Source organism: Fusobacterium sp. IOR10 (genome assembly GCF_010367435.1).
Taxonomy (GTDB): Bacteria; Fusobacteriota; Fusobacteriia; order Fusobacteriales; family Fusobacteriaceae; genus Fusobacterium_B.
In genome coordinates this window covers 1-23,954 of the sequence record NZ_WJWY01000005.1, presented here as the reverse complement: position 1 = coordinate 23,954, position 23,954 = coordinate 1, and the positions used below count along the sequence as shown (strand labels likewise).

Sequence of the window (23,954 nt, the reverse complement as noted above, 5' to 3'; positions counted from 1 at the left end):
AGTAAAGGAGACGAAAGGATGAAAGAAGTAGTAGAAATTAGATGGCATGGTAGAGGTGGACAAGGAGCAAAAACAGCATCACTTCTTTTAGCAGATTCTGCTTTTAGTACTGGTAAATATGTTCAAGGATTTCCTGAGTATGGTCCTGAGAGAATGGGAGCTCCAATTACAGCATATAACCGTATATCTGATGAAAGAGTTAGAGTTCATTCTAACATTTATGAGCCTGAGTTTGTAGTTGTAGTTGATGAAACATTACTTTCAAGTGTTGATGTTACAAAAGGATTACAAGAAAAAGGAGCAATAGTTATTAATACTCCTAAATCCCCAGATGAAATTAGACCTTTATTAAAGGGATACAAGGGAGGAGTTTATACTTGTGATGCAAGAAAAATATCTGAAGAATGTTTAGGTAAGAATTTCCCTAATACTCCAATGCTAGGGGCAATAGTTAAAATAAGTGGAGTTCTTGATGAAACTCAGTTTATTGAGTCAATGGAAGATTCTTTTAAACATAAATTTGCAACTAAACCAGAAGTGCTTAAGGGAAATATGGAAGCTTTAGTACGTTCTATGAAAGAGGTGAAGAAATAGGATGAAAAATAAAAAAGGTGTAGCTATAGAAGAAACAATGTCTTGGAAAGATATAACTCCAGGTGGAGTAGTTTATGAGTCAGGAAGTGCAAAACATTTTAAAACAGGTGACTGGAGATCAATGAGACCAGTATTTATTGCTGATAAATGTAAACGATGTTTATTGTGTGCTCCAGTTTGTCCAGATTCTTCAATTCCAGTTGTAGATGGAAAAAGATTAGATTTTGACTATGATCACTGTAAAGGTTGCGGGATTTGTTATGAAGTATGTCCCTTTGATGCAATAGAATTTGTTAAAGAATAAAGTTAGGAGGAAAAATTAATGAGTATAAAAGAAAGAATGTCAGGTAATGAAGCTATAGCCATTGCTATGAGACAAATAAATCCAGATGTAATGCCAGCTTTTCCTATTACACCATCAACTGAGATACCTCAATATTTCTCACAATTTGTTGCTAACGGACAAGTTGATACTGAATTTATTCCAGTTGAATCAGAACACAGTGCTATGTCAGCAGCTATAGGAGCTGAAGCAGCAGGTGCAAGAACCTTTAGTGCTACTTCTTCTTGTGGATTGGCTTTAATGTTTGAAATGCTATATGTAGCAGCTTCATCTAGATTGCCAATAACTTTAGCTTGTGTTAACAGAGCTTTGTCAGGTCCAATAAATATCAATGCAGATCATAGTGACTCTATGGGTGCAAGGGATGCAGGTTGGATTCAAATATATAGTGAAACAAATCAAGAAGCCTATGACAACTTTATACAAGCTGTTACAATAGGTGAAGATCCAGAAGTTCAATTACCAGTAATGGTTTGTCAAGATGGATTTATTACTTCCCATGCAGTTGAAAATATTGAATTGTTAGATGATAAAACAGTTAAGGATTTTGTAGGGGAATATGCACCAGAAGATTACTTATTAAATGCAGCTAGACCAATAGCTCATGGACCTTATGATATTGAAAAATACTATATGGAACATAAAAGACTTCAAGCTCAAGGAATGATCAATGCTAAGGAAGTTATATTAAAAGCTGCAGAAAAATTTGAAAAAATTTCAGGAAGAAAATATGGATTATTTGAAGAATATAAATTAGATGATGCACAGGTAGCTATTGTAGTTTTAAGTTCAACAGCTGGTACAGCAAAGGAAGCAGTGGATGAATTAAGAGCTGCAGGTAAAAAAGTTGGAGTTTTAAAACTAAGAGTATTTAGACCTTTCCCAATGGAAGAACTAGCAGATGCTCTTAAACACATTGATATGGTTGCAGTTATGGATAAATCAGAAGGATTCTCAGCTTGTGGTGGACCAGTTTTTGCAGAAACTAGATCAGCTTTGTATGATGTGGTAAACTCTCCTAAAATAGTAAACTATGTTTATGGTCTAGGTGGAAGAGATGTAACTATCGATCATATAAAAGGAATTTTTGAAACTTTACTAGCTGAAAAAGATAGTAAAGAGACTTTGGAAACATATAGATTTCTAGGTGTAAGAGAATAGGAGGAAATTCAATGGCATATAATTTTAAAGAAGTAATGAGTAAGCCTGAAAGATTAACTGGTGGGCAAAGAATGTGTGCTGGTTGTGGAGCACCAATAGCAGTTAGAACAGTCTTAAGAGCTTTAAAACCAGAAGATCACGCAGTTATATGTAGTGCTACAAGTTGTTTAGAAGTATCTACATTTTTATATCCATATACAGCTTGGACAGATTCATTTATTCATTCAGCATTTGAAAATGCTGGGGCAACAATAAGTGGTGTTGAAACAGCTTATAAAGTATTAAAGAAAAGAGGTAGAATTAAAGAAACATTTAAATTTATTGCATTTGGTGGAGACGGTGGAACATATGATATAGGGTTCCAATCATTGTCAGGGGCTATGGAAAGAGGTCATGATATGGTTTATGTATGTTATGACAACGGTGCTTATATGAATACAGGTATCCAAAGATCATCAGCTACTCCTCACTATGCAGATACAACAACAACTCCAGCAGGAACAGTTATTCCAGGAAAAGTTCAAGTACAAAAGGACTTAACTGCAATAATGGCCGCTCATAATATACCTTATGTTGGACAATCTACTTTAATTGGAAATATGAAGGATTTATATGAAAAGGCTGAAAAAGCTATATATACAGAAGGTGCAGCATATTTATCAGTAATGGCACCATGTCCAAGAGGATGGAGATATAGTTCAGAAAAAATTATGGAAATTTGTAAGGCAGCAGTTGAAACTTGTTACTGGCCATTATATGAAGTTATAGATGGAGAATGGAAACTTTCTTATAGACCAAAAACAAAATTACCAGTTACAGAATTCTTAAAGACTCAAGGTAGATTTAAACATCTATTTAAAAAAGGAAATGAGCATTTATTAGAACAATTCCAAAAAGAAGTTGACATTAGATGGGCGAGATTATTAAAAAGATGTGGAGAAGAATTATAAAAATATAGAAATATGAAAAATACTATATAAAATATGAATGGAATATGATATAATCTTTCAAATAGTAAATTTGTTTTTTGTAGGAAAAAAATAATAATATATATAGGTCTTCATTATAGGGAGACCTATGTATATGTATTTACTATTTAAAGGGGGGTATATGGAAGAGAAGAAAAGTAGTTTTTTAGGGTTGGTGCCATTTATAGTTTTTATTTTAATTTATTTAGGAACTGGGATTATTCTTAAAATGAAAGGTGTTCCAATGGCCTTTTATCAATTACCAGCACCAGTTGCTATATTTGTAGGTGTAATAGTAGCATTTTTAATATTTAAAGGTAATTTAACAGAGAAATTTGATTGTTTCCTTAAGGGATGCGGAGATCAAGACATTTTAATCATGTGTATAATTTATTTATTAGCTGGTGCCTTTGCAACAGTTTCTAAAGCAATGGGTGGGGTAGATTCAACAGTAAATTTTGGATTAACTTATATTCCCCCTCAATTTATCGCAGCAGGAATATTCATAATAGCAGCTTTTATTTCAACAGCAACAGGAACATCAGTTGGATCAATAGTTGCAATAGGACCAATAGGTGTTGGACTAGCTCAAAAAAGTGGAGTTCCAATGGCCTTTGTAATGGCAGCTTTAATAGGTGGAGCTATGTTTGGAGATAACTTATCAGTTATATCAGATACAACTATAGCAGCCACAAGAACTCAAGGTGTTGAAATGAGAGATAAATTTAGAGTTAACTTAGTAATTGCAGGAATAGCAGCAATTATTACTTTAGTTCTATTGGTTATATTTGGTAAACCTGAAGTAGTTCCAGAAGTTCAAGAGTATGCTTATTCTCTAATAAAAATAATTCCTTATATTTTAGTATTAGGACTATCTCTTGTTGGAGTAAATGTATTTGCAGTTCTTACTTTGGGAATAATGGTTTCAGGAATAATTGGATTTGCCTATGGTGAATTTACATTACTTGCCTATGCAGGAGAAATTTACAATGGTTTTAAGGGTATGAATGAAATTTTCCTATTATCTTTATTAACAGGAGGACTTGCTGCTCTAGTTAGAAGAGCTGGAGGTGTTCATTGGTTAATAGAACAAGCTTCAAAAATGATGAAAGGTAAAAAAAGTGCAACTTTAGGAATAGGAATGCTAGTTGGACTAATAGATGTAGCTGTTGCAAATAATACAGTTGCAATTATTATTAGTGGACCAATAGCAAAGAATATCAGTGAAGAATACAAGATAGATCCTAGAAAAACTGCCACAATACTAGATATTTTTTCTTGTGTAGGACAAGGAATAATACCTTACGGGGCTCAAATGTTGATTCTTTTAAGTTTCACAAATGGAGCAATTAGTTTTCTAGATGTATTCCCATTATTATGGTACCAAGGATTATTATTAATCCTTACTTTAGTTTCAATATATATTCCATTTTCAGATATGTATTTAAGAAAACATCCTTGGAATTTTGAAACAGGTAAGGCAGAATAAATATAAGTTTAAAATGAGTTTTTACTTATAATCACATTAGTTTGTAAAAAGAGAGAAAGTTCCCGTTCTCTCTTTTTTTCTTTCCAAGTTGAAAAAATAATGAAAGTATACTATACTATATTAAAAGAAATAGAAATAAATTCTAAGGAGATAGTATGATAAAATTAATAGCTGTTGACATGGATGGAACATTACTTAATGATAAAAAACAAATAGATGACAGATTTTGGAAATTGCATGAGAAATTAACAGAAAAGGGTATATATTTTTTAATTGCAAGTGGAAGACAATACTATAATATATTTGAATATTTTAAGAATTTAGAGTCTAATATTATAATTCTTGCAGAAAATGGTTCCATTGTAATGGAAAATGGAAAGGAATTATTTTCAAAATGTTTACCTAGGGAAGATGCAATAAAGTTAATTGAAATTGGAAGAACAATTCCCACAGGACATGTAATTTTTTGTGGAAAGAAAAAAGCCTATATTGAAGACACAACTCCTGAATTTATAGAACAATTGGAAAAATACTATAAAAGATACGAAGTTGTGAAAGATATTACAAAGGTTGACGATGAGGCTTTAAAAATAACTGTTTGTGACTTAACAGGTGCAGAAAAAAATGCTTATCCATATTATGAGAAATATTGTGATAAATACAAGGTTGCAATTTCTGGAGAAATTTGGGTAGATGTTGTGGATAAGGATATTAACAAGGGACTAGCTTTGGGAAAATTACAAGAAAAGTTAGGAATAAAAAAATCTGAAACAATGGTTTTTGGAGATTATTTAAATGATTATGAATTAATAAAACAAGGGGAATATTCCTTTGCAATGGACAATGCTCATCCTGATTTAAAGGCTATTGCCAAATACAGAGGTGGAGATAACAACGATGCAGGGGTAATTAAAAGTATAGAAGAATATGTCTTTGGAAATAAGATTAAATAAATAAAAAGAAGTGTATCTTGGGATACACTTCTTTTTTAATGCACGTTACTTACTATTATTTTTTAACAGTTTTAGTTATAGTTTTAACATCAGGAGTTGAGTTAGAAACTGCAGTAAATGCAGTTGCAAGATTAGCTACACCTTGAAGTTCAGAAGGAATAATTATTTTTGTTGCCTTTCCATCTGCCACTTTTTCAAATGTTTCCATAGCTTTTAGTGATAAAACCTTGTCACTTGGATTAGCATTAGTTAATAGTGTTAAAGCTTCAGCTTTAGCAGTGGTTAATTCTATTAGAGCTTTAGCTTCCCCTTCAGCAACTCTTACAGATGATTCCTTAGATGCTTCAGCTCTTAGGATAGCAGCAGCTTTTTCCCCTTCAGCAACTAAGATAGCTGATCTTTTATGACCTTCAGCAATTATAATTGATTCTCTTTTTTCTCTTTCTGCTTTCATTTGTTTTTCCATAGCATCTTGAATTGCTGCTGGAGGCATAATGTTTTTCAATTCAACTCTGTTTATTTTTATTCCCCAAGGATCAGTAGCTTCATCTAAGATAGCTCTCATTTTGGTATTTATAATATCTCTAGAAGTTAAAGTGGCATCAAGTTCTAAGTCACCAATAATGTTTCTAAGTGTTGTTGCAGTAAGATTTTCAATTGCATTTAATGGACGTTCAACTCCATAAGTATATAGTTTAGGATCAGTGATTTGAAAATAAATAACTGTATCTATTTGCATTGTTACATTATCTCTTGTGATAACTGGTTGTGGTGGAAAATCAATAACTTGTTCCTTTAAAGAAACTTTTCTTGAAATTCTATCAACAAATGGAATTTTAAATTTTAATCCAACTTGCCAAGTAGTTAAGTAACCTCCTAATCTTTCAATTACATATGCACGGGATTGAGGGACAATCCTAATATTAGTTATTATTAGTAAAATTACCACCAAAATCAATAAAAATGTTATAATCATATATTCCTCCTTTAAACCTTAAGCTTTTTTCAAAACTAATTTGTTACCTTCGTATTTTTCAACTATTCCATAGTCCCCTACTTGCAATGCTTCATCACAAATAGCTTTCCAATGCTTTCCATCAAGTTTTACTTCATATATGTTTTCATTTGAAACCTTAAGAACTTTTACCCTTTGACCAAAAATTCTCTCATCAATTGGATTTTTTTTACTGGTAATTTTTTTCACAATTGGTTTTGTTAAAACCAACAGTACTAAACTTAGCCCTATAAAAATATAAAATTCATAAAGAAGATTATTAATACGTCCAGATAAAAGGGTTAAAACCATTGCAGAAATAGCAAACCAAATACTTACTAATGCTGGGAAAGAAACTTCAATTATCACAAAAACAATAAATAATGCAAGCCAGATAGCCATATATTCCTCCTTATTAGTTTAAATCAAATTTAAGAGCAGCTCCTAACATAATTCTATCGCTTTCAACATCATATTTAGAATGAGTTTTTTTGTTATTAAGCTCTCCTGTATTTACTTTATAAGCAATTTCTATTGATAATTCTTCTATTTCTAGTCCAAATCCTAAAGAATAATAAAGACCATTTTCATAGGAAAAATTTTTATTATCATTTAAGTCATTAAAAGAATAACCTAGGTCTCCCTTTAAGTATGGAGTCCATTGTCCAGTTCTTAAACCTGGAAGATCAACTTTAATAGTTGCGTACAAAGGAGCAGAACACATTTCAGGTAAAGAATCTCCGTCGTATCCAATGTCATATTTAAGGCTTCCATTCCATTGGTATCCTATACCAAGACCAGCTTCTACACCATTTGAAATTTCTTGTGTCTTTTCAATATAAAATCCGTAAGCAGCCTCATCAATATCATCTTTTACTTTATCATTTTGTTCAATTTGGTATGTTGCAAAGGGAGTAAATTCACCTTTAAAGTAAATACTATTATCCCCAGTAGCTCCAAAAGAAAAAGTAGAAAGTGCAAAAAGTCCAAATATTATGTTTCTCATAAGAATCCTCCTAATAAATTTTTAAGTTTGTTATATACTTGTATTATACTATTTTTTTGTAAAAAATGCAGAAATAAATTAAGATAAAATATGCTATAATAAAAGTAAACGTTTATAAGAAAGGATGAGAAGATGATAAATAAAAAATTATTAAATAAAATTTTAATGGAAGCTCTATCCACAGGGGGAGATTTTGCAGAAATCTTCATAGAAAAAAAGAGAGTTAGTAGTCTTTTTATGACTGAAGGAAAACTAGAAACATCAAATTCTGGAAAAGATTTTGGTATGGGAATTAGGATATTTAAAGGAGTTTATTCTGTTTATGGATATACTAATAATATGGAAGAGGACAGTTTAATAAATTCAGCAAAAAAATTATCTAAATCCATAGAAGGAATAAAGGAAGATGTAAACATTGATTTAAATGAAGTGAAGTTTCAAAATATAAATGAAATTGAAATATATCCTGAGGATGTAAAGAAAAGTGAAAAGGTTCATATAATGAGAAAGGCTTACAATGCAGCTAAAAATTATGATTCTATTATAAATGAAGTGAGAGTTTCATATTCAGATGTGAAACAAGAGGTAATAATTGCAAATAGTGAAGGGTTATACACTGAAGATGAAAGAATTAGAAGTAGAATAAGTATTGAAAGTATAGCTGAAGAAAATGGAGAAATGCAAACTGGAAGAATGAGTCCAGGTGCTTCAATGGGATTTGAATTTCTAAGGGATTTAGATGTTGAAAGTTATGCTAGAGAAGCTTCAAGAATAGCTAAAACAATGCTTTATGCAGATTATTGTCCAAGTGGAAAAATGCCAGTAATAATTGATCACAAATTTGGAGGAGTTATCTTTCACGAAGCATGTGGTCATGGACTAGAAGCTACAAGTGTGGCCAAGGGAAACTCTATATTTGCTGGGAAAATAGGAGAAAAAATAGCAAGTTCCCTTGTAACTTTTGTTGATGATGGAACTTTAAAAAATGAATGGGGAAGTTTAACAGTTGATGATGAAGGTACTAAAACTAGAAGAAACATTCTAATTGAAAAGGGAATTTTAAAGGGATACATGATTGACAAACTAAATGGAAGAAGAATGGGAATGGAATCCACAGGAAGTGGAAGAAGGGAATCTTATAAATATGCTCCCACTTCAAGAATGACAAATACATTTATTTTAAATGGGGAATCAACACTTGAAGAAATGATAAAAAGTACAAAAAAAGGACTGTATGCAAAATATATGGGAGGGGGATCAGTTAATCCTGCCACAGGAGATTTTAATTTTGCAGTTATGGAAGGTTATTTAATAGAAGATGGGAAAATAACAAAACCTGTTAGAGGAGCAACTTTAATAGGTAATGGTGGAGAAGTTTTAAAGGAAATTGACATGGTTGGAAACAATTTAGGATATGGACAAGGAATGTGTGGTTCAGTTTCTGGAAGTGTCCCAACTAATGTGGGGCAACCCTCTATAAAAATTAGGAACGTCTTAGTTGGTGGAAGAGAAAAGTAGAGAATACACAAGAAAATAATTAAATAATATAAAGCTGTCGACCTCTAACAGTGTAAAAATTATATGGAAAAATAGAAAAATTTAAGGGGTCGACAGAAATAGGATTATTATGCTATAATTTTAATGAGGTTATAAGTATACCTCTTTTAATCTAACCAGTGTGGAATGTAAATTTGTTACAGAACCAGTTGTTACAGAACCAGCTAAAAATTCTTTTAATCTAACCAGTGTGGAATGTAAATACTTCTTCTATTATCTTATAAATTTCATAGATTTTACTTTTAATCTAACCAATGTGGAATATAAATTTAGATACACAATTAATGTTATGGCGGAATAAATAGTTTGACTTTCAAATTATTCTGTGATACTATTATCTTGTGGTGATGGATAGTTTCAATTATAAAAGTCCTAATTTTTAATAAACTTTAGGATCTCCTTTCTTAACATTGATTTATAAAAAAAAGAAAACCTTTGAATAAAATGGTTTTCTTTTTTTATTCTTTAAATTAATAAATTCTAGAGAGAATACTAGAATAAGTATGAACTATTCCATAGATAATGGAATTATTTAATTAATACAAACAAATAGTTTGACTTTCAAATCTTTTTATGATACTATTTCTTTGTACAAAATAAATCAAATTTTGTTAACTCTTCTGTTCTAGTCAAACTAAAGAGTTTCCTACCCTAAACTTTAATCAATAAAAAAAGAAAGCCTTGAAAAATTAAAGGTTTTCTTTTTTTGTTTTAATAAAATTAAAATCTTATGCCTTTTAATTTAAATGTTTTATAATGGTAAATTAAAATAAAATTATGAATTAATATAAATAAAACAAAAGATTGTCAATTGAAATGAAATAATAACTTAAGTTAAAAAAGCAAAGAATAATCTTTAATGACATGAAAATAAAGGATGTTATAAATAATTAAATAAAAAAAAATTGTAATTTTGTGATATAATCTAAATGCTTAAAATAAAGGTAAATTTTAAGATACAAATCTTTGAAAATGAAAGTATTTGTGTAACAATTGTTAATAGCAATCAATAAGAAAAAATAGTTGGAGGAAGATAATTTATTTAAAGGAGTTTAGAAATGTCAGAATATATTTTTGAGAGGTTATCAGTAAAAGTAAATGGAATAGAAAAATTTTATAATGTTCCTAAAATTAATGAGTGTCCCCATTGCCATAATGGAATTGCACCTTATGTACTTACAATAAGCGAAACAGATATGGAAACAAGGACATTTGTCATAATAGCTCAATGCCCCAGATGCAGCAAATATTTTATAATGGCTTATAAACTACCCTTTGGTACCAAAATTCCCCAACCAATAGAGTATAAAATTACAAACAAAATAAACTATAAAGATTATACAAAGGAATTAAAAAAAATTTCAGAAAGATTTGTAGAAGTTTACGGACAAGCTTTAATATCAGAAACATATAATCTTTATGAAATAGCTAGTATAGGTTTTAAAAAATCAATTGAAATTCTAACAAGAGATTATTTAATAAATTTTAGAAAGGAAAATAAAATAGAAATTTTAAGACTCTCCTTTAAGGATATTTTAAAAAAAATACCAGATTCAAAAATTGTAGATTTAGCCATGTCCTTTAATTGGAGTGAATATGTTGAATTTAGTGATAATTTTTTAGATAAAAAAGATATAGAAGATATGAAAAAATTTATTGATATTTTTTCCAAATTTATAATTTATAGTTATTCAGTGGAAAAATGGTAGGTTTTCAATATAAAATAGATAAAATTTAGGAGAATATAAATATGAAAATGAAAGTAGCTTCAATGGTGGTAATAGCAGCTGGTTTGGTCTTTGCTGTTCTTGGATTTTTAAGTAATGATAGGAAAAAAAGAATACTAGGGGGATTAATTTTATTATTTCTAGCTATGGGGATAGGAAAAGACTTAGGTTGGTGGTTAAATTAATTTTGTTATCTAAGCAAATTATGATATAATCATAAAAATATAAAAAAATGTTAATAAAATTAAATACAAGAAGTTTATATAGAGGAGGAAAAATGTTTAAAATACTAAAAAAAGAATGGTTAAGTGAAAAGATATGTCTTATGGAAATAGAGGCTAAAAAACTATCCTCTTCTGCTAAACCAGGACAATTTCTAATTGTTAAAATAAACGAGTTTGGAGAGAGAATACCTTTAACTATTTGTGATTATGATAAAATTAAAGGAACAGTTACTATAGTTTTCTTTGTAGTGGGGAAAAGTACAGAGGAAATGGCAAAATTAGAAGAGGGAAATTATTTCCAAGATGTTGTGGGACCCCTTGGAAGAGAAAGCGAGTTCTTACATGAAAATATTGAAGAACTAAAGGACAAAAAAGTTTTATTTATAGCTGGTGGAGTTGGAACTGCTCCAATTTATCCTCAAGTAAAATGGTTCAATGAAAATGGATTAAAGGCAGATGTTATAATAGGAGCTAAAACTAAAGATGTAGTTATATTGGAAGATAGAATGAAAAAAGTTGCAGAAAATGTTTACATTGCAACTGATGATGGAACTTATGGATATAAGGGACTAGTAACAAATGTATTAGATGACCTTATTAAAAACAAAGGAAAACACTATGACTATGTTGTTGCAATAGGTCCTATGATAATGATGAAATTTGTATGTATAAAAACAAAGGAATACAACATTCCAACTGTTGTAAGTTTAAATACATTAATGGTTGATGGAACAGGAATGTGTGGAGCTTGTAGAGTTAGGATAGGAAATGAAATAAAATTTGCCTGTGTTGATGGGCCAGAATTTGATGGACACAAGGTTGACTTTGATGAGGCAATGAGAAGACAATTAATGTATAAAACTCAAGAGGGAAGAGATTCTTTAGTTAAAGAAGATGGAGCTACTCACTCAGCAGATGATTGCCCAATGGGACATGATCATGAAGATCATGAAGAAATACAAGTTGAAAACATTAAAAAACCAAAGGGAAGAGTTCCTGCAAGGGAGCAAGATCCAAAAGTAAGAGCAACTAATTTTAAAGAAGTTACCTATGGGTATAATTTACAAGAGGCAATGGAAGAAGCTTCTAGATGTCTAAATTGTAAAAATCCCCTATGTGTTTTAGGATGTCCTGTTTCAATAGATATTCCTGGATTTATCCAAGAGGTTAAAAAGGGAAATATTAAAGAGGCTGGAAAAATTCTAATGAAATATACTTCTCTTCCTGCAGTTTGTGGTAGAGTTTGTCCACAGGAAGTTCAATGTGAAGGAAAATGTATACTAGGAATAAAAGGGGAACCTGTAGCAATAGGTAAGTTAGAAAAATTTGTAGGGGATTATATGTTAAATAACCCTATAGACATAGAAGTTTTAGAAAAAAATAATAAAAAAGTTGCAGTTGTTGGTAGTGGTCCTGCAGGGTTAACAGTTGCTGGAGATTTGGCTAAAATAGGTTATGATGTGACAATTTTTGAAGCTTTACACAAAACTGGTGGAGTTTTAACATATGGTATACCTGAATTTAGATTGCCAAAGGATGATGTTGTTCAAAGGGAAATAGAAAATATTAAAAAACTAGGAGTTAAAATTTCAACAAATGAAATAATAGGAAGAACAACTATTATTGAAAAACTTTTAGATAAAGAAGGTTTTCAAGCTGTATTCATAGGTAGTGGAGCAGGACTTCCTAGATTTATGAATATACCTGGGGAAAACTTAAATGGAGTTTTTTCTGCAAACGAATTTTTAACTAGAGTAAACTTAATGAAAGCATACAAGGAGGAATATAGAACACCAGTAAGAATAGGTAAAAAAGTAGCAGTTATTGGTGGAGGAAATGTTGCAATGGATTCTGTTAGAACTGGTAAAAGACTAGGTGCAGAGGCTCACATTGTATATAGAAGAAGTGAACAGGATTTCCCAGCTAGATTAGAGGAAGTTCATCATGCAAAGGAAGAGGGAGTTATAATTGATGAATTAACTTTACCAAAGGAAATTCTAGGGGACAAAGATGGAAATGTAATTGGAATGAGATGTATTAGAACAAGACTTGGGGAAAAGGATGCCTCAGGAAGAGCTTCATTTATTGAAGTTGAAAATTCAGAATTTATAATGGATGTGGATACTGTAATAATGGCTTTGGGAACTTCTTCAAATACATTAATCCCTTCTACAACTAAGAATTTAGAGATTAATAAATGGAATGGAATAATTGCTGATGATAATGGACAAACTTCAAGAGCTGGAATATTTGCAGGGGGAGACGCAGTTTCAGGTGCAGCAACAGTTATTCTTGCAATGGGAGCTGGTAAAAAAGCAGCAGTTGCAATAGATGAATATATACAATCAAAAAAATAAATTTAATGGAAAAGCTATCTTTAGATTTTGAAGATAGCTTTTTTTGTTATAAAATAACTTTTAAAAATCCTTATAAAGTAGTATAATGGCATAGTTTATTCAAAAAATAAAAAAGGGAGAGGATACAGGGAAATGATAGGCTATACACCAAAATTATTAACAGCTTTAAGGGGGTATTCAAAGGAAGAATTTATAAAGGATATTATAGCAGGGGTGATAGTTGCCATAATAGCTCTACCTTTGTCAATAGCTTTAGCTTTAGCTTCAGGGGTTGGGCCAAAGGAAGGACTTTACACAGCAATAGTTGCAGGTTTTGTAATTGCAACCTTTGGAGGATCAAGGGTTCAAGTTAGTGGGCCAACAGCAGCATTTGCAACTATAGTTGCAGGAATAGTTGCAACTAAGGGTATGGATGGGCTAGTTGTGGCCACTATACTAGCAGGGATTATTTTAATACTTATGGGAGTATTTAAAATGGGGATATTAATAAAATACATTCCATACACAATAGTAACAGGTTTTACAGCAGGTATTGCAATAACAATTATTATTGGACAAGTTAAGGATTTCTTAGGTTTAACTTTTAAAAATTCACCTATAGAGTCCCTAGACAAAGTATATGAAATTATTTTAAACCTAAGTACTCTTAAAAAGGAAAGCCTGGGAATTGGAATTTTAGCATTAATTATTTTAATTTTTTGGCCTAAAATAAATGAAAGAATACCAGGGAGTTTAGTAGCTGTAATTTTCACAGCTTTAATAGTTAAAGTTTTAGATTTAAATATAAATACCATAGGTTCACTGTACAATGTTTCAGCAAGTTTACCAACATTTAAACTACCTACAGTTAGTATAAATATGATAACAGAATTATTACCCAGTGCCTTTACAATAGCTATATTAGCCTCAATAGAATCTTTGCTATCATGTGTAGTTTCAGATGGAATGATAGGGGGGAAACATGATTCTAATTCAGAATTAATAGGTCAAGGTCTTGGAAATATAGCTTCTGGATTATTTGGTGGAATACCAGCAACAGGTGCCATAGCAAGAACAGCTGCAAATGTTAAAAATGGAGGACGTTCCCCTATTGCAGCAATGGTTCATGCAATAGTATTGTTTCTAATTTTAGTTATTCTAATGCCCTATGCAGCTTTAATACCAATGGCAACAATTGCAGCAATTTTATTTATAGTTGCATATAATATGTCAGGGTGGAGAGAATGTGTTGGTATTTTAAAAAGAGCTCCAAAATCAGATATAGCCGTATTTTTAATGACTTTCTTATTAACTATTGTCTTTGATTTAGTTATAGCAATAGAAGTTGGATTAATCTTAAGTTCTCTATTATTTATGAAGAGAATGGTTGATGAAACAAAGGTTCGTCGTTGGACTGAAACTGAAATGGATACAGAAAATTTTCATAATATTCCAAAGGATATATTAGTTTATGAAATTGAAGGACCAATGTTTTTTGCAGCAGCAGAGACATTTTTAAAAATATTACCTGATAAAAATACAAGGGTAATAATTATTAGAATGCGTTCAGTTGGAGCTATAGATATTTCTGTAATGAAGGTTATAAAGGGATTTATCAATAAATGTAAAGAGGATAATATAAAGATAGTTATTTCAGATATTCAACCTCAACCTTATAGAGCCCTATTAAAAGCTGGATATGTTGAGAAAATAGGTGCAGATAATTTTGTTACTAATATTAACAGTGCCCTTGAAAAGGCAAAAAAATTATAAAAGAAAAGGTTGTTACATAGTAACAACCTTTTTTATTAATCTTTAATTTCATTAAACAATAATTTTTTTCCATTGATAGTTTTTAAAACTAACTGTTCTTTGTAAAAATAAAAGGAATTAACTTCACCTAAAGAATTTAAGTAATCAATTTCAGCATTCATTGCCTTAGTTGGACCACTCATTAATGTAGAACCAATGGCGTCAAATTTAAGATTATTTCCTTGAACTTCATATTTTCCAAAATAATTATTAACTCCAGAATATCCAAAGAAATTATCCTCTGCAAAGTTAAGGGAAATTTTATAATCTTTAGAAGAAGAACTTAAAACATAACTTTTTCCCAAGATTTTTTTATTTGGCACAGATTTTAAAGATGAACATCCTATAAGGGATAGACCTAAAACAATGGATAGTAAAACTTTTTTCATACATCCTCCTAATTTTTATTTTTTTTGTTTATCTTATATATTAATAAACTAGATATAATTATTAATACAACACTTATTACATGGGGGGCTCTAAATCCATAAAACATTAGATCTTCAGCTCTAAAGAAACTAACAAATGTTCTAATAATACTGTAAATTATTATATAACTACACCACAATGTTCCAGTTTTATAATTCTTTTTTCTTAAAAAGAACCAAAGGAATAAAACTCCAATTAAATTTAATACAAGTTCATATAACATTGCAGGATGCAAAGGTAAATTTGGAAATTCAGTTCCAGCAGGGGAAGAATTTGGAAAAACAAGTCCCCAAGGTACAAGCTCTTTAAATGCTCCCTTTCCATCAACTGACAAAGAATTATAGTAGTTAAACCATTCATAAAATTTTGGTTTCAATGTGAAAATATATTTTAAAGGGGTAAAAGTTGGAACTCCATAGATTTCTCCATTCATAAGATTACCAATTCTACCAATAGCCTGTCCAAGAAGAAGAGGGACAGCTACACAGTCTCCTAAAAGAAGAGGATTTAGCTTTTTTATACGACCATATATACAAGTTCCAATGATACCTCCTAAAATACCACCGTGAATGGCCATACCACCCTTCCATACAGCTAAAATATCCCCAGGATAAGCAAGATAATAATCTAAGTTAAAAATCACATAGTATATTCTTCCTCCAATCAATCCTGATATCATAGCAATAAATGCATAATTTTCTATTGCTTCAGGGGAAAGACCTTTTTTCTCTCCATATTTTTTTGCAATTTCAATTCCAAGTAAAAAAGATATTGCATACATAAGACCATAATAAGTTATTTTAATTTTTCCAAGTGAAAATAGTATAGGGTTCATTTTATCTCCTTTAAAGTTTATACGTATTTAATATAATATATCCTAGATTATATCATTTTATGGTTAATATTTGAATTATTTAAAAAAATAGTAGAAAAATATTGTAAAAAATTTTAAAATGATATAGAATTTACCTAAGTGTAAAGGAAATTTGCTTAATACTATAAAGGGGGATTAGATGAATTTGAGGAAAATAATAGGAAAAGATATATATTGGATAGGGGTAAATGATAGAAAAACTGAAAGATTTGAAAATTATTTACCATTACCTCACGGGGTAACATATAATTCTTATATAATAGATGATGAGAAGGTTTGCTTAATAGATACAGTTGAATCAGGATCAAGTATAGAGTTTTTAAATAAAGTAAAATATGTAATAGGTGACAAAAAAATTGATTATTTAATTGTTAATCATATGGAACCAGATCATTCAGGGGCAATGGAAGAAATTATAAATTTATTTCCAGAAGTTAAAATAGTGGGAAATAAAATGACTTTAAGAATGATAAAGGCTTTTTATCATGATTTTGATGAAAGTAAATTTTTATGTGTAAATGAAGAGTTTGAATTGGATTTAGGAACTCATAAATTAGGTTTTGCAACTATTCCAATGGTACATTGGCCAGAATCAATGGTAACTTACGATAAAACAGAAAAAATATTATTTTCAAATGATGCCTTTGGAGGTTTTGGAACTTTAAATGGAGGGCTATTTGATGATGAAGTTGATTTTAATGACTTTAGAGCTGAAATGAGAAGATATTATGCAAACATAATAGGAAAATATGGAATGCAAGTAAATAAAGCTATTTCAAAGTTGTCACAGTTGGAAATAGACTACATTTGTCCATCTCATGGTCTTTTGTGGAGAAATAAAATTCCTGGAGTTATTAAACTTTATTCTGATTGGGGAAATTTTATTCCTGAAGAAAAGGGAGTTATAGTAGCCTATGGAAGTATGTATGGGAATACAGAAAAAATGGCAGAAATAGTGGCTAAGGAATTATTTAGATGTGGAATTAAAAATGTTAGAGTATATGATGTTTCTAAAACAGATTCCTCAGTAATTATAGGGGAAGTTTGGAAATATCAAGGACTTATCCTAGGAAGCTGTGCTCACAATGGAGCTGTTTATCCTAAAATGATACCACTAATATCAAAATTAAATAACTATGGAGTTAAAAATAGATATTTAGGAATATTTGGAAATATGATGTGGAGCGGTGGAGGAGTTAAAGGTTTAGAAAAATTTGCACAAGAAACAAAGGGAATTGAAAAAGTAGGAGAATCAGTTGAAGCAAAGGGAGCTCCAACTGAAGAGATAATAACTAGATTAAAGGCCCTAGCTAAAGAAATGGCTGATAAAATTTTGTAATAAAAGTGAGGATAATTAATGTATATAGTTTTTGATGTGGGAAACACTCATATGTGTACCAGTATACTTAGAAATGACGGGTTTGTTTTGGAAACTTTTAGAAAGTCAACTGATGAAAAAACTACAGAGGATGAATTTTTTACTTTTTTTAAAAGTATGCTTGAGGTTAATGAAATTCAAATAGATGAAATAAAGGGAATGATGGTTTCATCTGTTGTACCTATGGTAACTCAAATGTTGAAATTTTTTGCAAAAAAATATTTTAATATTGACATATTCATAGTTGATATGGATAAACATTTACCCTTTGTCTTTGAAGAGGGAAACAATTCAAAGGGAATGGGACCAGATAGAATAATAGATATAGTACAAGCTCTAAAGGAATATCCAGATAGGAATCTTATTATATTTGATTTTGGGACAGCTACAACCTATGAAGTTTTAAAAAAGAATGTTTATATTGGTGGGGGAATATTTCCTGGAATAAGAACTACTTTTAATGCATTATTTGGAAGAACTGCAAGAATTCCAAAGGTTGACTATTGTGAAATAGATACTGTTTTAGGAAAGGATACAGTTGAACAAATTCAATGTGCAATATTTAACGGATATATAGGGCAAGTTAAATATCTTATTGAAAAAATAAAAGAGGAAGTTGGAGAAGATTTCTTTGTAATTGCAACTGGTGGTCTTAGTAAAATAATGGGAGAAAAGGTAGAGGAAATAAATATTTGTAGTTCTAGATTAAGTATTAGAGGAATATACACTTTATACAAAATGAATGAAAAAATAAACAAATAAGATAAAAGACCTTGGCTTTAGGCCAAGGTCTTTCTTATTAAAATAGTAATCCAAGATAATAAATATATGAATTTTCTATATGTTCTTCAAAGGCTTTAATAGCTTCTTCCTTTTTTCCTTCTAATATTAAATCAATAATATGAATATGTTCATCATTTGATGTATATATTCTTTCCATACTTCTCTTATCAAAGGAAATTTTTCTTACTCTAATAAGGTGTTCAAATGTTGTGTTCATCATAGATTTTACAAATACATTGTCAACAGAATTTAAAAAATATAAATGAAGATCATTATCTAATTTATCCCTTTCCTCTTGAGATAGAGAGTTATAAACTTCAAATCTTTTTTTAAAAATTTTTAATTTTATTTCTGACAGATTTGAAAAAGCCATTTTTAAAATAATTGGTTCAAAATTCTTTCTAGCTTGGAAAATACTGTTTAACATATTTTCATCAACTTGAGTTACAAACATTCCTTTTCTAGGTAAACTTGTAATCCATATTTCAGATTCTAGTCTTGCTAGAGCTTCTCTAATAGGGGTTCTACTAACATCAAGTAGTTCACTTAGTTTCTTTTCCTCTAAATAGTCTCCAGGTTTAAAATCAATATTCATAATTTTATGCTTAATAAGGTCATAGGCCTTTTCTTTTAAATTTAAATAACACCCCATACATTCCTCCTCTAAAATGTAGCCTTTTTATAAAAAAGACTACCCCTAGTATACAATTAATAAATAAAAGTATCAAGGAAAAATTTTAAAAATATAGAAGAAATTTTAATAATATGGTAAAATTATACTATAAAGTTTAAGAAAAGAGGGATCATGAAAAATAAAAATATAAAATTAGTAGTTACAGATTTAGATGGAACCTTTGTAAATAAAAATAAAGAGGTTAGTGAAATAAACAAAAAAGCAGTAAATACTTTAATAGAAAAAGGTATAGAATTTGTAGTAGCTTCAGGAAGGGATTATACTAGTATAAAGGACTTAACAAGGGATATTACAAATATAAATTACTATATTTGTTTAAATGGAGCTAAAATTTATAAGGATGGGAAAATAATTTATAAAAAAACAGTGGACAGGGACATTTCCCTTGATATTTTACAAAGAGCCACTAAAATGAATATAAACTATAGTGGAACAGCAGGAAAGGATATCTGCTATTCTCAACTTGATACAGAATATTATAAGGAATTTGCCCTTGAAAAAAGAAATTTTAATTTTATTTCAAATGAGGACAAAAAAAATGTTGTTGTAAGGGATTTTGAGAAAATGGTTTTTTATGGGGACTTAAATTATCTAAAAAATTTAAGGGACTATGTGGAAGATAAGTACTCAAATGTTGTTAATGTATTTGTTTCAGGGGATAATATAATGGATATTGTAAATATTCAATGTAACAAGGGAAATGCCTTGAAGATAGTATCAGAAGATTGTAAAATTCCCCTTGCTAATATAATGGCTTTTGGAGATAATGAAAATGATTTAGCAATGCTAGAGGAAGCAGGATTACCAATAGCTGTTAAAAATGCAAAGGACGTAGTTAAAAACAAGATCAAAGAAAGAACAGATTCCAATGAAAATAGCGGAGTTGGAAATTACTTGAATAAATATTTTAACTTATAAATTACTAGGAGGGAATATGAAATTTATTTCATGGAATGTGAACGGGATTAGAGCTTGTGTAAAAAAAGGATTTTTAGATTTTTTCAATGAGGTAGATGCAGATATATTCTGTCTTCAAGAAACAAAATTACAAGAGGGACAAATTGATTTAGAACTTGAAGGTTATTATCAATATTGGAATTATGCAGAGAGAAAAGGTTATTCTGGAACAGCACTTTTTACAAAGAAAAAACCTTTGAAAGTTACATATGGAATGGACATAGAAGAACATGATAAAGAAGGAAGAATAATCACAGCAGAATATGAGGATTTTTATTTTGTAACTATATACACTCCAAATTCTAAAACTAAATTGGAAAGATTAGAATATAGAATGACTTGGGAAGATGATTTTAAATCATATTTGAAAAATTTAGAAAAATCAAAGCCAGTTATTTTCTGTGGTGACTTAAATGTTGCTCACAAGGAAATAGATTTGAAAAACCCCAAGGCAAACAAAAAAAATGCAGGATTTACAGATGAAGAAAGAGGAAAATTTACTAATCTAGTGGAAGATGGATTTATAGATACCTTCCGTTATTTCTACCCAGATGCAATAGAACAATACTCTTGGTGGTCTTATAGATTCAGTGCAAGAACAAGAAATGCAGGGTGGAGGATAGACTACTTTATGGTTTCTAAAGCTTTGGAAAATAGATTACAGTCAGCTAAAATTCACAATGAAATCCTAGGGTCAGATCATTGTCCTGTGGAAGTTGTAATTAAATAAACAAAAAACAGTAAATTTAAAATTTACTGTTTTTTTATTCTTTCTATTCTTTTTTTTCTTAAGAGATACAGTCTAAATATTTCAGAAACAGTTAGGAACCCTAGAATAATTGCCCCACAAACAACAATAGTTTCTGTACCTTTTTGTAAAGCAAGATCATATTTTTCATTTAAAAGATAAAACATTGTATAATAGGCTCCTCCCCCTGGAACAAGAGGGGTTAATGTTGGAATTAAAGCTGAAGTAACAGGGGTTTTAAAGTATATTGCAATTAATTGGGATACAAATGTTATCCAAGCTCCAGCTAGAAAAAAGGAAACTCCAAGGGAAAAACCAATTTCTTTAGTAAATAAATATATTACCCAACCAATTCCCCCTCCAATAGCAGACCAGAATGCAATTTTTCCCCTAACATTAAATATAATTGTAAAACCAATAACACTTAAAATTGAAAATATAAATTGAATTATCAATAGATAACACCTCCCATTAAAGTGAAAATCTTGAAAACAAGTCCAACTCCAACAGAAAGAGATGTGGCAACCATGATAACTTCCATTAATCTAGAACTTCCAGCTATTAAATCCCCTGCAATAAAATCCCTCATTGAATTAGCAAAGGCAAGACCAGGAACTAAAATCATAAGGCAACCTACAATAATAATTGATGTTTTAGTGGTGTATCCTAAATAAGTTGCTGTACATGCAACAGTTGTACAAGCAGCACTACCTGCAATATTAACAAGAACCCCATTAATATTGTATTTGTTAAAAAGTGAAGTGGCCAAACTTAAAAATAATCCTCCAAATCCCCCAATAATTGCTTCAGGTTTTCCCCCTCCAAAAACAATACCAAAGGAGATTCCAACAATAACACATCCAATTACATATCTATGAAATTCCAAAGAATAATTGTCATTTATCTTTAAAATTTCCCTGTAAAAATCTTTGTAAGTATGTTTGTCTATCTCATTTGTAAGTTTGTTAACCAAATGAAGTTTTTGTATGTTTAAGTCCCTAGCCTTTATTCTAGTTACCTTGGAACGATATTCCTTGTCTCTTCCAGAAAGAGATACAACTATGCAAGTTAAAGTGGAAAATGTCTCTACAGTATATCCAAAATGTTGTCCAACATTGCAGATTATCTCTTCAGTTTTGTAAACTTCAGCTCCATTTTTTAAGTATAACTTTCCAACAAAAGATACAAGTTCCAAAACTTCATATTCGCTACATTTGTATCCCATAATATCCTCCAATTATAATTAATTTTGTATAATGTTTAATACCAATTAATTATATCAAAAAATAAATAGCAATACTATACAAAATTATTAAATTCACTAAAAATTAAATAAGATTGACTAATTAAAGAAAAAAGGTTAATATATATAAATGCAAGGAGATGGGCGACTTTAAACAACCCATATACTTGCTATTTTTATTGTTAAGGAAAGGAGAAATAATGAAAAAAATAAATAATAAATTCATTAAGTCATTAATGATATTAGCAGTACCTATAATATTACAAAATTTAATTACAGCTTCCTTGAATCTTTTAGACAATGTAATGGTAGGACATTTGGGAGTTTCTGAAATAGCATCAATTGGTCTTGCAAATCAATATTATTTGTTATTTTTTATGACTATTACAGGTTGTGCCTTTGGATCAGGAATATTCATGTCACAGTTTTGGGGAAGAAAAGAAATAAAAAACATAAAAAAATATTTAGGATTATCTTTAATTTCAGCAGTTGGTTTTTCAATATTATTTGCCATAGGTGCAATGGTATATCCTAAGTATATAATTAGAATATTCACAAGTGATGCTAAAGTAATATCCCTAGGTGTTGGATATTTAAAGTATGTATCTTTAAGTTATATACTAACAGCTATATCTGTTAGTATTCAAACTTGTTTAAGAAGTACAGGACAAACATCCCTTCCTATGAAAGGAAGTATTATAGGATTATTTTTCAATGGAATACTCAATTATATATTTATTTTTGGGAAATTAGGTGTACCTCCAATGGGAGTTTCAGGAGCAGCAATAGGAACAACCTTTGCAAGGGGAGTTGAATTATTTTATTTAACTTATATGATTTATTCTAAGGACAATGTAATTAAATCAACTTTAAAGGAATTATTTGGATTCTCAAGTTTTATGATAAAATCCTATATACAAAAGGCTACCCCTGTAATTGCAAATGATTTTTTATGGATACTAGGGATGACTTTTTATTCTAAGGCCTATGCATTACTAGGTGTTGAAGCAATTGCCACTATGCAAATTGCTTTAATAATGAATAGTTTATTTTTAATATTTGGCCAAGGAATTGCAATAGCAGCGTCAATAATGATAGGAAATAATATAGGTAAGGGTATGTCCTTTAAAGAAATAAAAAAAGATGCCTATAATATTTCTATTTTTACCATAAGCATGGGGATAATAATAGGATTAATATTCTTTTTAATAGCTCCATATATTACTCTTTTATTTAAAGTAACTAAAACAGTTGAATACAATGTTGTTTATATAATAAGAATAATGTCTGTGGTACTTCCAATTAGGTTCTTTGGAGTTCTACAAATTATAGGTACATTTAGAAGTGGAGGAGACGTACTATATGCTATTTACACAGAAATGATGAGTTTATGGGTAATTGGTATTCCTCTAGCTTTCTTTTCAGCAATATATTTAAAGGCTGATATAAGGATTGTTTATATGTTTGTTTGTGCTGAAGACATAGCAAAAATATTCTTTATTATTCCTAGACTAAGGTCAGGAAAATGGATAAAAGTTATAATATAAAAAGCTCCCTAAGTGTAGTGCACCCAAAATCTTAGACAAATAAGATGGAGGGTGCATTTCTTATGTCCAAATTAACAAATAAACAAAAAATAGAAATTTATGAAAGAAGGTTGAAAGGAGAAACAGTAAAATCTTTA

Annotated in this window: 24 protein-coding genes; 16 read left to right on the top strand and 8 right to left on the bottom strand. The window is 29.9% G+C overall.

Annotated elements, in window-relative coordinates; all coding sequences use genetic code 11:
* The first annotated feature begins 18 nt into the window (after positions 1-18).
* The 6 genes from GIL12_RS02035 (at position 19) to GIL12_RS02010 (ending at position 5,508) form a co-directional block, all read left to right on the top strand.
* Positions 19-594, top strand: a complete 576-nt coding sequence (locus GIL12_RS02035) for a 2-oxoacid:acceptor oxidoreductase family protein (protein WP_163468618.1) — start codon at positions 19-21, stop codon at positions 592-594.
* Position 595: 1 nt separating this feature from the next.
* Positions 596-898, top strand: a complete 303-nt coding sequence (locus GIL12_RS02030) for a 4Fe-4S binding protein (protein ID WP_163468616.1) — start codon at positions 596-598, stop codon at positions 896-898.
* Positions 899-916: 18 nt separating this feature from the next.
* Entirely contained in the window at positions 917-2,098 is a 1,182-nt protein-coding gene (gene porA, locus GIL12_RS02025; protein WP_163468614.1) for a pyruvate ferredoxin oxidoreductase, read from the top strand.
* Positions 2,099-2,109: 11 nt separating this feature from the next.
* Positions 2,110-3,048, top strand: coding sequence for a thiamine pyrophosphate-dependent enzyme (locus GIL12_RS02020; RefSeq protein ID WP_163468612.1), 939 nt, complete (start codon positions 2,110-2,112; stop codon positions 3,046-3,048).
* A gap of 160 nt (positions 3,049-3,208) precedes the next feature.
* Positions 3,209-4,555 (top strand): Na+/H+ antiporter NhaC family protein, encoded by a 1,347-nt coding sequence (locus GIL12_RS02015; RefSeq protein ID WP_163468610.1) that lies wholly within the window; start codon positions 3,209-3,211, stop codon positions 4,553-4,555.
* Between the two features lie 155 nt (positions 4,556-4,710).
* Positions 4,711-5,508: an HAD family hydrolase gene (locus GIL12_RS02010; protein ID WP_163468608.1), complete on the top strand. Its 798-nt coding sequence runs from the start codon at positions 4,711-4,713 to the stop codon at positions 5,506-5,508.
* A gap of 55 nt (positions 5,509-5,563) precedes the next feature.
* On the opposite strand, the gene GIL12_RS02005 is transcribed toward GIL12_RS02010, so the two are convergent.
* The 3 genes from GIL12_RS02005 to GIL12_RS01995 are packed head-to-tail and all read right to left on the bottom strand — an operon-like array spanning position 5,564 to position 7,508.
* Positions 5,564-6,484 (bottom strand): SPFH domain-containing protein, encoded by a 921-nt coding sequence (locus tag GIL12_RS02005; RefSeq protein ID WP_163468606.1) that lies wholly within the window; start codon positions 6,482-6,484, stop codon positions 5,564-5,566.
* Positions 6,485-6,502: 18 nt separating this feature from the next.
* On the bottom strand, positions 6,503-6,904 hold the full coding sequence (locus tag GIL12_RS02000) for an NfeD family protein (protein WP_163468604.1): 402 nt from the start codon (positions 6,902-6,904) through the stop codon (positions 6,503-6,505).
* A gap of 13 nt (positions 6,905-6,917) precedes the next feature.
* Positions 6,918-7,508: a hypothetical protein gene (locus GIL12_RS01995; protein ID WP_163468602.1), complete on the bottom strand. Its 591-nt coding sequence runs from the start codon at positions 7,506-7,508 to the stop codon at positions 6,918-6,920.
* Positions 7,509-7,640: 132 nt separating this feature from the next.
* Between GIL12_RS01995 and GIL12_RS01990 the strand changes: the two genes are divergently transcribed.
* The 5 genes from GIL12_RS01990 (at position 7,641) to GIL12_RS01970 (ending at position 15,125) form a co-directional block, all read left to right on the top strand.
* Positions 7,641-9,026 carry a TldD/PmbA family protein gene (locus tag GIL12_RS01990; protein WP_163468600.1) on the top strand — a complete coding sequence of 462 codons (1,386 nt, stop codon included), beginning with the start codon at positions 7,641-7,643 and terminating at the stop codon, positions 9,024-9,026.
* A 1,097-nt stretch (positions 9,027-10,123) separates the two neighbouring features.
* A complete protein-coding gene (locus GIL12_RS01985; RefSeq protein ID WP_163468599.1) occupies positions 10,124-10,774 on the top strand; it encodes a hypothetical protein in 651 nt (216 codons plus the stop codon).
* 41 nt (positions 10,775-10,815) lie between these two features.
* On the top strand, positions 10,816-10,977 hold the full coding sequence (locus GIL12_RS01980; protein ID WP_163468597.1) for a hypothetical protein: 162 nt from the start codon (positions 10,816-10,818) through the stop codon (positions 10,975-10,977).
* Between the two features lie 92 nt (positions 10,978-11,069).
* Entirely contained in the window at positions 11,070-13,373 is a 2,304-nt protein-coding gene (locus tag GIL12_RS01975; RefSeq protein ID WP_163468595.1) for a bifunctional dihydroorotate dehydrogenase B NAD binding subunit/NADPH-dependent glutamate synthase, read from the top strand.
* Between the two features lie 132 nt (positions 13,374-13,505).
* The gene (locus tag GIL12_RS01970; protein ID WP_163468593.1) at positions 13,506-15,125 is read left to right on the top strand and encodes a SulP family inorganic anion transporter; all 1,620 of its coding nucleotides are present in this window, start codon (positions 13,506-13,508) and stop codon (positions 15,123-15,125) included.
* A gap of 35 nt (positions 15,126-15,160) precedes the next feature.
* On the opposite strand, the gene GIL12_RS01965 is transcribed toward GIL12_RS01970, so the two are convergent.
* Both GIL12_RS01965 and lgt read right to left on the bottom strand, forming a co-directional pair.
* Positions 15,161-15,553, bottom strand: a complete 393-nt coding sequence (locus GIL12_RS01965) for an META domain-containing protein (RefSeq protein ID WP_163468591.1) — start codon at positions 15,551-15,553, stop codon at positions 15,161-15,163.
* A gap of 8 nt (positions 15,554-15,561) precedes the next feature.
* On the bottom strand, positions 15,562-16,428 hold the full coding sequence (gene lgt, locus GIL12_RS01960) for a prolipoprotein diacylglyceryl transferase (protein WP_163468590.1): 867 nt from the start codon (positions 16,426-16,428) through the stop codon (positions 15,562-15,564).
* A gap of 178 nt (positions 16,429-16,606) precedes the next feature.
* Between lgt and GIL12_RS01955 the strand changes: the two genes are divergently transcribed.
* Together GIL12_RS01955 and GIL12_RS01950 are read left to right on the top strand one after the other, a co-directional pair.
* Positions 16,607-17,806 carry an FprA family A-type flavoprotein gene (locus tag GIL12_RS01955; RefSeq protein WP_163468588.1) on the top strand — a complete coding sequence of 400 codons (1,200 nt, stop codon included), beginning with the start codon at positions 16,607-16,609 and terminating at the stop codon, positions 17,804-17,806.
* 18 nt (positions 17,807-17,824) lie between these two features.
* Complete coding sequence (locus GIL12_RS01950) at positions 17,825-18,607, top strand: type III pantothenate kinase (protein WP_163468586.1); 783 nt, start codon at positions 17,825-17,827, stop codon at positions 18,605-18,607.
* A 37-nt stretch (positions 18,608-18,644) separates the two neighbouring features.
* Here the strand turns inward: GIL12_RS01950 and GIL12_RS01945 are convergent, their stop codons facing one another.
* Entirely contained in the window at positions 18,645-19,280 is a 636-nt protein-coding gene (locus GIL12_RS01945) for a GntR family transcriptional regulator (protein ID WP_163468584.1), read from the bottom strand.
* Positions 19,281-19,433: 153 nt separating this feature from the next.
* Between GIL12_RS01945 and GIL12_RS01940 the strand changes: the two genes are divergently transcribed.
* A complete protein-coding gene (locus GIL12_RS01940; RefSeq protein ID WP_239056032.1) occupies positions 19,434-20,240 on the top strand; it encodes an HAD family hydrolase in 807 nt (268 codons plus the stop codon).
* A 16-nt stretch (positions 20,241-20,256) separates the two neighbouring features.
* Entirely contained in the window at positions 20,257-21,009 is a 753-nt protein-coding gene (locus GIL12_RS01935; protein WP_163468582.1) for an exodeoxyribonuclease III, read from the top strand.
* 23 nt (positions 21,010-21,032) lie between these two features.
* On the opposite strand, the gene GIL12_RS01930 is transcribed toward GIL12_RS01935, so the two are convergent.
* Together GIL12_RS01930 and GIL12_RS01925 are read right to left on the bottom strand one after the other, a co-directional pair.
* The gene (locus GIL12_RS01930; RefSeq protein ID WP_163468580.1) at positions 21,033-21,482 is read right to left on the bottom strand and encodes a threonine/serine exporter family protein; all 450 of its coding nucleotides are present in this window, start codon (positions 21,480-21,482) and stop codon (positions 21,033-21,035) included.
* Positions 21,479-22,252, bottom strand: coding sequence for a threonine/serine exporter ThrE family protein (locus tag GIL12_RS01925; protein ID WP_163468578.1), 774 nt, complete (start codon positions 22,250-22,252; stop codon positions 21,479-21,481). The genes GIL12_RS01930 and GIL12_RS01925 overlap by 4 nt, the downstream gene beginning before the upstream one ends.
* A gap of 218 nt (positions 22,253-22,470) precedes the next feature.
* Between GIL12_RS01925 and GIL12_RS01920 the strand changes: the two genes are divergently transcribed.
* On the top strand, positions 22,471-23,817 hold the full coding sequence (locus GIL12_RS01920; protein ID WP_163468576.1) for an MATE family efflux transporter: 1,347 nt from the start codon (positions 22,471-22,473) through the stop codon (positions 23,815-23,817).
* Positions 23,818-23,954: the final 137 nt, after the last annotated feature.

Bases quoted from the DNA above. Each gene is read 5' to 3' on its own strand.
- GIL12_RS02035 (WP_163468618.1), top strand. From the start codon at position 19: ATGAAAGAAGTAGTAGAAATTAGATGGCATGGTAGAGGTGGACAAGGA.
- GIL12_RS02030 (WP_163468616.1), top strand. From the start codon at position 596: ATGAAAAATAAAAAAGGTGTAGCTATAGAAGAAACAATGTCTTGGAAA.
- porA (WP_163468614.1), top strand. From the start codon at position 917: ATGAGTATAAAAGAAAGAATGTCAGGTAATGAAGCTATAGCCATTGCT.
- GIL12_RS02020 (WP_163468612.1), top strand. From the start codon at position 2,110: ATGGCATATAATTTTAAAGAAGTAATGAGTAAGCCTGAAAGATTAACT.
- GIL12_RS02015 (WP_163468610.1), top strand. From the start codon at position 3,209: ATGGAAGAGAAGAAAAGTAGTTTTTTAGGGTTGGTGCCATTTATAGTT.
- GIL12_RS02010 (WP_163468608.1), top strand. From the start codon at position 4,711: ATGATAAAATTAATAGCTGTTGACATGGATGGAACATTACTTAATGAT.
- GIL12_RS02005 (WP_163468606.1), bottom strand. From the start codon at position 6,484: ATGATTATAACATTTTTATTGATTTTGGTGGTAATTTTACTAATAATA.
- GIL12_RS02000 (WP_163468604.1), bottom strand. From the start codon at position 6,904: ATGGCTATCTGGCTTGCATTATTTATTGTTTTTGTGATAATTGAAGTT.
- GIL12_RS01995 (WP_163468602.1), bottom strand. From the start codon at position 7,508: ATGAGAAACATAATATTTGGACTTTTTGCACTTTCTACTTTTTCTTTT.
- GIL12_RS01990 (WP_163468600.1), top strand. From the start codon at position 7,641: ATGATAAATAAAAAATTATTAAATAAAATTTTAATGGAAGCTCTATCC.
- GIL12_RS01985 (WP_163468599.1), top strand. From the start codon at position 10,124: ATGTCAGAATATATTTTTGAGAGGTTATCAGTAAAAGTAAATGGAATA.
- GIL12_RS01980 (WP_163468597.1), top strand. From the start codon at position 10,816: ATGAAAATGAAAGTAGCTTCAATGGTGGTAATAGCAGCTGGTTTGGTC.
- GIL12_RS01975 (WP_163468595.1), top strand. From the start codon at position 11,070: ATGTTTAAAATACTAAAAAAAGAATGGTTAAGTGAAAAGATATGTCTT.
- GIL12_RS01970 (WP_163468593.1), top strand. From the start codon at position 13,506: ATGATAGGCTATACACCAAAATTATTAACAGCTTTAAGGGGGTATTCA.
- GIL12_RS01965 (WP_163468591.1), bottom strand. From the start codon at position 15,553: ATGAAAAAAGTTTTACTATCCATTGTTTTAGGTCTATCCCTTATAGGA.
- lgt (WP_163468590.1), bottom strand. From the start codon at position 16,428: ATGAACCCTATACTATTTTCACTTGGAAAAATTAAAATAACTTATTAT.
- GIL12_RS01955 (WP_163468588.1), top strand. From the start codon at position 16,607: ATGAATTTGAGGAAAATAATAGGAAAAGATATATATTGGATAGGGGTA.
- GIL12_RS01950 (WP_163468586.1), top strand. From the start codon at position 17,825: ATGTATATAGTTTTTGATGTGGGAAACACTCATATGTGTACCAGTATA.
- GIL12_RS01945 (WP_163468584.1), bottom strand. From the start codon at position 19,280: ATGGGGTGTTATTTAAATTTAAAAGAAAAGGCCTATGACCTTATTAAG.
- GIL12_RS01940 (WP_239056032.1), top strand. From the start codon at position 19,434: ATGAAAAATAAAAATATAAAATTAGTAGTTACAGATTTAGATGGAACC.
- GIL12_RS01935 (WP_163468582.1), top strand. From the start codon at position 20,257: ATGAAATTTATTTCATGGAATGTGAACGGGATTAGAGCTTGTGTAAAA.
- GIL12_RS01925 (WP_163468578.1), bottom strand. From the start codon at position 22,252: ATGGGATACAAATGTAGCGAATATGAAGTTTTGGAACTTGTATCTTTT.
- GIL12_RS01920 (WP_163468576.1), top strand. From the start codon at position 22,471: ATGAAAAAAATAAATAATAAATTCATTAAGTCATTAATGATATTAGCA.